Annotated in this window: 5 protein-coding genes; 4 read left to right on the top strand and 1 reads right to left on the bottom strand. The window is 69.8% G+C overall.

The genetic code is table 11. The annotated features are described in order from the left end of the window. The first annotated feature begins 67 nt into the window (after nt 1–67). Both FVP77_RS16635 and FVP77_RS16640 read left to right on the top strand, forming a co-directional pair. Nucleotides 68–1,183, top strand: coding sequence for a GuaB3 family IMP dehydrogenase-related protein (locus FVP77_RS16635; RefSeq protein ID WP_116648668.1), 1,116 nt, complete (start codon nt 68–70; stop codon nt 1,181–1,183). 98 nt (nt 1,184–1,281) lie between these two features. Then, nucleotides 1,282–2,055, top strand: a complete 774-nt coding sequence (locus FVP77_RS16640; protein WP_147895732.1) for an SURF1 family protein — start codon at nt 1,282–1,284, stop codon at nt 2,053–2,055. A gap of 10 nt (nt 2,056–2,065) precedes the next feature. On the opposite strand, the gene FVP77_RS16645 is transcribed toward FVP77_RS16640, so the two are convergent. Then, on the bottom strand, nt 2,066–2,338 hold the full coding sequence (locus FVP77_RS16645; protein ID WP_147895620.1) for a hypothetical protein: 273 nt from the start codon (nt 2,336–2,338) through the stop codon (nt 2,066–2,068). 435 nt (nt 2,339–2,773) lie between these two features. Here FVP77_RS16645 and FVP77_RS16650 point away from each other — a divergent pair, with 435 nt between their 5' ends. Both FVP77_RS16650 and FVP77_RS16655 read left to right on the top strand, forming a co-directional pair. Next, nucleotides 2,774–4,852: a purple acid phosphatase family protein gene (locus tag FVP77_RS16650; protein WP_147895621.1), complete on the top strand. Its 2,079-nt coding sequence runs from the start codon at nt 2,774–2,776 to the stop codon at nt 4,850–4,852. A gap of 2 nt (nt 4,853–4,854) precedes the next feature. Then, the coding region (locus FVP77_RS16655; protein ID WP_147895622.1) for a metallophosphoesterase at nt 4,855–7,682 on the top strand (2,828 nt) is incomplete at its 3' end.

The raw sequence follows: 7,682 nt of genomic DNA on the forward strand, positions 1-7,682 counted from the left end.
CCGATTGCGGTGTTTCGGCGGGGCCCGGGGGGATGCCAGGCGGCGCGGGTAGGCTGGGAGGGTGAGTATGGAGATCGATCTCGGCCGCGCCAAGCGCGCTCGCCGCGCCTACACGTTCGACGACATCGCGGTCGTGCCGTCGCGGCGCACGCGCAACCCCGAAGACGTCTCGACGGCGTGGACGATCGACGCGTTCCAGTTCTCGATCCCCGTGCTCGGCGCGCCGATGGACTCCGTCGTCAGCCCGCGCACCGCGATCATGCTCGGTCAGCTCGGCGGCCTCGGCGTGCTCGACCTCGAGGGGCTGTGGACGCGGTACGACGACCCCGAGCCGCTGCTGGCCGAGATCGCGTCGCTCGGCGACGGCGAGGCCACCCGCCGCATGCAGGAGCTCTACGCCGAGCCCATCAAGCCGGAGCTCGTGCGCGATCGCCTCGCCGAGATCCGCGCCGCCGGCGTCACCGTCGCGGGTTCGCTCACCCCGCAGCGCACGCAGGACCTCTACGAGACCGTCGTCGCCGCCGGCGTCGATCTCTTCGTCATCCGCGGCACCACGGTCTCGGCCGAGCACGTGTCATCGGTCGACCAGCCGCTGAACCTCAAGAAGTTCATCTACGACCTCGACGTTCCCGTCATCGTCGGCGGTGCGGCGACCTACACGGCCGCCCTGCACCTCATGCGCACGGGCGCCGCGGGCGTGCTGGTGGGCTTCGGCGGAGGCGCGGCATCGACGACGCGCGCCACCCTGGGGCTGCACGCGCCGATGGCGACTGCCGTCGCCGACGTCGCCGGCGCTCGCCGCGACTACCTCGACGAGTCGGGCGGACGCTACGTGCACGTCATCGCCGACGGGGGAGTCGGCACCTCGGGCGACATCGTCAAGGCGCTCGCGATGGGTGCCGACGCCGTCATGCTCGGCGTCGCGCTCGCGCGAGCGACCGACGCTCCGGGACACGGCTACCACTGGGGCCCCGAGGCGCATCACCCCCAGCTCCCGCGCGGGCGCCGTGTGCGCGTGTCGCAGGTCGGTCCTCTGGAGGAAGTGCTCTACGGACCGGCGCCGGTGGCCGACGGCACGGCGAACCTCATCGGAGCGCTTCGCAAGTCCATGGCGACCACGGGGTACTCCGACCTCAAGGAGTTCCAGCGCGTGGAGGTCGTCGTCGCGCCCTACGGCCACTGATGACCGACACGACTCCGAGCGCACCGCGTGACGACGCATCCATCACCGCGTCGCTGATCGACTCCGTCAAGGCCTACGCCCCGACGCTGCGCGAGGTCATGCTCCGGCCGCGGTGGATCGGCGTGCTCGCCGTCTGCCTCGTCGTGGCCGGCGTCTTCGCCTGGCTGGGCCAGTGGCAGCTCAGCCGAGCCATCGACACGTCGCCGCCCCCGCCGGGGTCGACCGAGGTCGTGCGGCCGCTCGATGATGTCGTCGCGCCGGGCGACTACCTCGAAGAGCCCCTCGTGGGGCAGCGGGTCGACGTCTCGGGCACGTGGGTTCCCGACGACTTCATCGTCGTCTCGTCCCGCTTCAACGACGGAGTCGAGGGGTACTGGGTCACCGGTCAGCTGCGCGTCACCGACTCGCCGTCGCCGGTGTCCCTGGCCGTCGCGGTCGGATGGACGAGCGACAAGGCCCAGGCCGAGGCCGCCGCATCCGACCTGTCGGCGCAGGCCGCGGCATCCCCGGCACTCGTGGATCTGACGGGGCGCATCATCTCGGACGAGGGTGCGGCCGTTCCCGCCAAGACCGACCCGCAGGAGATCCCGAGGATGTCGCCCGCCGCCCTGCTGTCGCGGTGGCACGACACGGCCGACCTCGAGGTCTACCGCCCCTACCTGACGGCGGCCGAGCCGATGGGCGGGCTCGAGGCGATCTCGTCGCCCGCGCCCGCCGAGGGCTCCAACGTCAACTGGCTCAACATCTTCTACGCGGCCGAGTGGGCCGTGTTCGCGGGCTTCGCGTTCTACCTCTGGTACCGCCTGGCGCGTGACGCGTGGGAGAAGGAGATCGAAGACCTCGAGGATGCTGCGGGGGAGACCGCGGCGTAGGGGAACCGCCTCAGGGCGTGTCGAGTCCTAGTCGGTGCAGGTCGGCCGTCGTGATCCTCGAGGGGTCCCCGCCGAGGCGGTCGACCTCGTCCCGGAGGTCGCGAACCTCATCGGTGAGAGCGCTGATGGCCGTCTGAGCGTGGTGGAGGGCGACGGCGAGCATCCGCACGGGATTCTCGTCGTCCTCGACGTGGCCGACGACCGGCATGGCCACGGACTCACCGTCCAGGGCGGTCGCGATGAGCGCCGAATTCTGCTCGGCGAGATGCAGGTTGTCGGTCACGGTTTCTCCCAGGGGAAGGCTGCAGCGAGAATCCCACGTCGTGCCGAGCATGGGGCTCGGGGCGAGCAGTCTGCGGGGTTCAGCCGGGGGCTGGGGCTTGGGGTGAGGCTACTCGCCTTCCGCCTCCTCCGAGGGCGATCGTCGTGATCCCATAGAAGAGTCCCAGCAGATGCCTCGACGAGTCAGCCCCGGATGAACGGCGGGTGTCGCACCGGCGAACGACGGGGGCTTCACGCGGGGCGGCGAGACTGCCCCGAGACCAACGATCTTCGATGCAGATGAATGTTGTCGGAACGGGTGCCGGATCTCCCCGATCCGCCGCGGGCGGGCTCTCGCTCCCCGCCACAATCGGGGTGAACCCGCTACCCGAGCGGGCCGGCGCCTCCGTGCGCTCTCCTGCCGGTCTTGATCCGGCCCATTCGAGAGGTGTTCCGCGTGCCTCGATTCGCGCGTCCCGCAATGATCACGGCCGGCTGCCTGGCCGTCGTGATCGGACTGACAAGTTTCGGAGGCGGCGTCGCCGTCGCCGCCGGGGGAGGCCTCGCGCCACCCGCCGTCGACCCCAAGACCGTCCACGCGCCCACCGCGGTGCCCGACCGCGTGATCCTCACCCCGACGGCGACGCCGACGACGAGCCAGTCGGTGACCTGGCGCACCTCCGACGCGGTCACCACGCCTCGCGTCGAATGGGCCCTGAGCGGACCCAGCACACCCACGGACGTGCAGTCGATCGACGCGGCGTCGACCGTCCGGTACGACGCCGACCTCGGTTACCAGGTCGCGCACCACACCGCGACGATCGCGGGACTCGCGGCCGAGACCACGTACATCTATCGCGTCGGCGACGGGGAGACATGGGGGGAGTGGCTCGAGTTCACCACCGCGAGCGAGACCCCCGGCGACTTCAGCTTCCTCGTGCAGGGCGACGCGCAGAACGACAACAAGGCCTACACCTCGCGCACCTTCCGAGCAGCCTTCGAGGCCCGGCCGTACGCGCGGGCCGTCGTCCACGCCGGCGACCTCATCGACACCGACAACAGCGACGCCGAGTGGGGCGAGTGGCACGAGGCCGCGGCCTTCTCGAACCAGTACCTCAACGTGCTGGCCGCGACCGGCAACCACGAGTACTGGCCGTCCGACGTGCTCTCGCGCAACTGGCGCGCACAGTTCGAGTACCCGTTGAACGGGCCCGCGTCGCAGCCGACCCTGAGCGAGACCGTCTACTACGTCGACTACCAGGGCGTGCGGTTCATCACCCTCGACTCGACGCAGGCCGGTGCCACCGCCGCGCGCGACGCGCAGACAGCGTGGCTCGACGCGGTGCTGGCCGACAACCCGAACCGGTGGACGGTCGTGACGTTCCACCACCCGATCTACTCGGTCACGAGCGGCCGTGACAACGCGGTGCTCCGCAACGCCTGGCAGCCGCTCTTCGAGAAGTACGACGTCGACCTGGTCGTGCAGGGTCATGACCACGCCTACGGCCGAGGCAACCTCGTCGCGAACGAGCAGAATCTGCCCGAGGGTGCCGACCCCGCCAAGAGCCACACGGGTCCCGTCTATCTCGTGAGCGTGGCCGGGCCGAAGATGTACGTCCCCGACCCGGCGGGCGCGAACAACTGGACCGCGAACGGCGCGAACCTCCGTGTCGTCGGCCGTGATGTGCAGTTGTTCCAGACGGTCGATGTGACCTCGGACGGCCGCATGCACGTCGAGGCGCGCACGGTCGACGGTGCTCTGTTCGACGCTTTCACGATCAAGAAGGATGCTGCGGGCACCAAGCTCGTGACCACCGATGACACCGCCTGGACGGGTGGGCCGGGGTCGACCCGCGACGGCGTCGCTGCTCCCGGCACCCCTGACCCGGAGCCGACCCCCGAGCCGACCCCCGAGCCGACCCCGGAGCCGACCTCGACGCCGGAGCCGACCTCCACGCCGCAACCGACCTCCACGCCGCAACCGACCTCGACCCCGGAGCCCACCTCGACGCCGGAGCCGACCGCGACGCCGGAGCCGACTAGCACCCCCGAGCCGACCACGGTTCCGACGCCGTCGACTCAGCCCACCACGACGCCGACCCCCGCACCCACCCCGGGTGGCGGCGGCACCGCGACGGCGATGATGGTCGGCGACAGCGTGGTGGCGCCGGGCGGTTCGCTCTCCGTCTCGGGCACCGGCTTCACCCCGGGCGAGCGCGTGGCGATCGAGCTGCACTCGACGCCGGTCACGCTCGCGCTGAGCACCGCCGACGCGACCGGGGCGATCGCCGCAGAGGTGACGATCCCGGCGGGCACCGAGCCCGGCGAGCACACGATCGTGCTGACCGGTCTCGACTCCGGCCGCACCGCGAGCGCGGCGATCACCGTCACGCAGGCGGCGACCGGGGCCGCGGCGGCCCTCCCCGCCACGGGGGCAGCGCTCCCCGTCGGCTTGATGGTCCTCGGCGGCGCGCTCGCCATCGGCGGCGGCATCGTCGTCGGCCGTTCCGTCCTCCGCAACCGAAAGGCCTCCTGATCATGGCTCGCTTCCGCACAGCCGGCCGCGTCCTGGCCGCCGGCGTCGCCTTCGGCGTCATCGCTGCGAGCGGCGTTCTCGTCGCCACGGCGCCCGCGTCCGCAGCATCCGTCCCCGCTGCGGAGCGCTACGCCCCGCACATCGTGCCCGACCGCATCACCCTGCTCCCCGGCGCCGATCCCACGACGCAGCAGGTCGTGTCGTGGCGATCGTCGACCGGGGTGCGGCAGGGCGTCGTCGAGTACCGCACGATGACGGCCGAGCCCTACCCGGGCGGGATCGTGGCGCTCGACGCGCAGCAGCGCGTCGAGCAGGTCACGAAGTTCGGCTACACGAACGTCGTGCACACCGCCACCCTTTCTGGCCTGCGCCCGGGCACCACCTACATGTACCGCGTCGGTGACGGCACGAACTTCAGCGAGTGGCAGGACTTCGACACCTCGGCCGCCGACGACGCCGACACGTTCTCGTTCCTGTACTTCGGCGACGTGCAGAACGGCATCCTCAGCGACGCCTCCCGGGTCGTCCGCAACGCCTTCCGCGACCGGCCGAACGCCGACCTCGTGCTGCAGGTCGGCGACCTGGTGAACGATGCCGAGGCCGACGATCAGTGGGGCGAACTGTACGAGGCGTTCTCCTACGGGCTCGGCACACAGGATCTCCTCACGACGCCGGGCAACCACGAGTACGAGGGTCGGCTGTCGCCGCAATGGGACAGCATGTACGCCTACCCCGACAACGGTCCGCAGGGCGAAGGAACGGTCTACGACGAACTCGACGGAACGGTGTACTACACCGACCACGAGGGCGTGCGATTCATCTCCTTGAACAGCAATGTCGTCTCCACCGAGGGGCTGAAGATCCAGGGCGACTGGCTGCAGAAGGTGCTCGATGAGAGCACCCAGCAGTGGACCGTCGTCTACTTCCACCACCCCGTGTACTCGCTCGACGAGGGGCGCAACAACCTCGGCATCCGTCAGGAGTGGGGCCCGATCTTCGAGCGCAACAACGTCGACCTGGTGCTCACGGGCCACGACCACGCCTACGGTCGCGGCAACCTGCTCGCGAACGAGCAGAACCTCCCCGCGGGGGCAGACCCCGAGTTGAGCTCGACAGGCCCCGTCTACGTCACGTCGAGCGTGGGATCGAAGTTCTACAACGCCGGTCCTCGTCACTGGAACGAGAACGAAGGACACCTGCGGCGCCTGGAGACCGGCCTGCAGACCTACCAGATGATCGACGTCAGCGGCGGAACGATGCGCTTCGAGTCGCGCACGGCCGACGGGAAGTTCTTCGACGGGTTCACGATCACCAAGAGCGGAGACTCGAAGCTCGTCGTCGACGGCGTCGAGCCGCAGGTCATCGACCCCGGTACGCCTTCCCCGTGCCTCGGCTGCGAGAACCCGAACCCGACCGATCCGACGGATCCGACCGACCCCGAGGTGCCCGCGGGCGAGTTCGACTACGAGCAGACCGCCCAGCTTGACGCGGTCATGCCCAACGGCACGGCGGATGCTGCGCACACGGCCGCGCTGCCCGCGGGTGCCGCCTACGACCAGAAGCGCGACGTGCTCTACCTCGGCGACCAGAACGGGCGGAAGATCTTCGAGATCGACCCCGACACCGACGCGGTGCTCCGCGAGATGACCCTGCCGGAGAACATCCGTGATCTCGGTATCGACGAGGAGAACAAGCTCCTCTACGTCGGACAGCAGAACAAGAACTGGGTCGTCGTCTCCATCGCCGATGAGTCGTTCGGGCAGGTCGTGCGGGGCCCGTACCCGATCATCGAGTCGCAGCGCTCGATCGACGTCGACCCGGCGAACGACTACGTCTACGTGGCCGTTCCCGCGCGCGGCGTGGAGGTCTTCCGGGCCTCGACCGGCGAGTCGCTCGGCGTGATCAACGGTACGAAGGACGCGTACTACGTCGCCGCCGACCCGAAGACGGGCACGATCGTCACCACGAAGTTCCAGGGGGTCGCGGGTACGCCCGACCTCCAGGCGTTCGCGGCGAACGACGGCTTCGCTCTCCTCTGGGAGAAGGAGGTGCGCGCGGGAGCCCGTCAGGTCGACATCGACAGCGAGCACGGGCTGCTCTACGTCGGGTACACGGGCACGTCGGCCGATCGCGGCGGCTTCTCGGTGCACGCGCTCAACAGCGGTGCGTCGCTGGTCGACAAGGTCGGTCCGGAGTTCGGCAAGGACGGCTACGGCATCGTCGTGGACGAGGAGGGCCAGCGGGTCTTCGTCGCCAACCGCGACTTCCGCCTCAACCCTCCGGGCGAGGAATTGGTGCCGTTCGCGGTCACCGAGAGCACGCGGATCGCAGAGCCCGAGGCCGAGACCTTCGCGTACGAGAGACTCACCGACCTCGACTCCGTGATGCCGAACAGCTCGACGGATGCGGCGCACAAAGCCGCTCTGCCGGCGGGCGTGGCGTACGACCAGACGCGCGACGTGCTCTACCTGGGCGACCAGAACTCGCGCCAGATCTTCGAGATCGACCCCGACAGCGATCAGGTGCGGCGATCGATGACCCTGCCGGAGAACATCCGAGATCTCGGCATCGATGAGGAGAAGCAGCTGCTGTACGTGGGTCAGCAGAACAAGAACTGGGTCGTGGTGTCGATCGCGGATGCCACGTTCGGCCAGGTCGTGCGGGGTCCGTACCCGATCATCGAGTCGCAGCGCTCGATCGACGTCGACCCGGCGAACGACTACGTCTACGTGGCCGTTCCCGCGCGCGGCGTGGAGGTCTTCCGGGCCTCGACCGGCGAGTCGCTCGGCGTGATCAACGGTACGAAGGACGCGTACTACGTCGCCGCCGA

The organism is Microbacterium hatanonis (assembly GCF_008017415.1).
GTDB lineage: Bacteria > Actinomycetota > Actinomycetes > Actinomycetales > Microbacteriaceae > Microbacterium > Microbacterium hatanonis.

Bases quoted from the DNA above. Each gene is read 5' to 3' on its own strand.
- FVP77_RS16635 (WP_116648668.1), top strand. From the start codon at position 68: ATGGAGATCGATCTCGGCCGCGCCAAGCGCGCTCGCCGCGCCTACACG.
- FVP77_RS16640 (WP_147895732.1), top strand. From the start codon at position 1,282: ATGCTCCGGCCGCGGTGGATCGGCGTGCTCGCCGTCTGCCTCGTCGTG.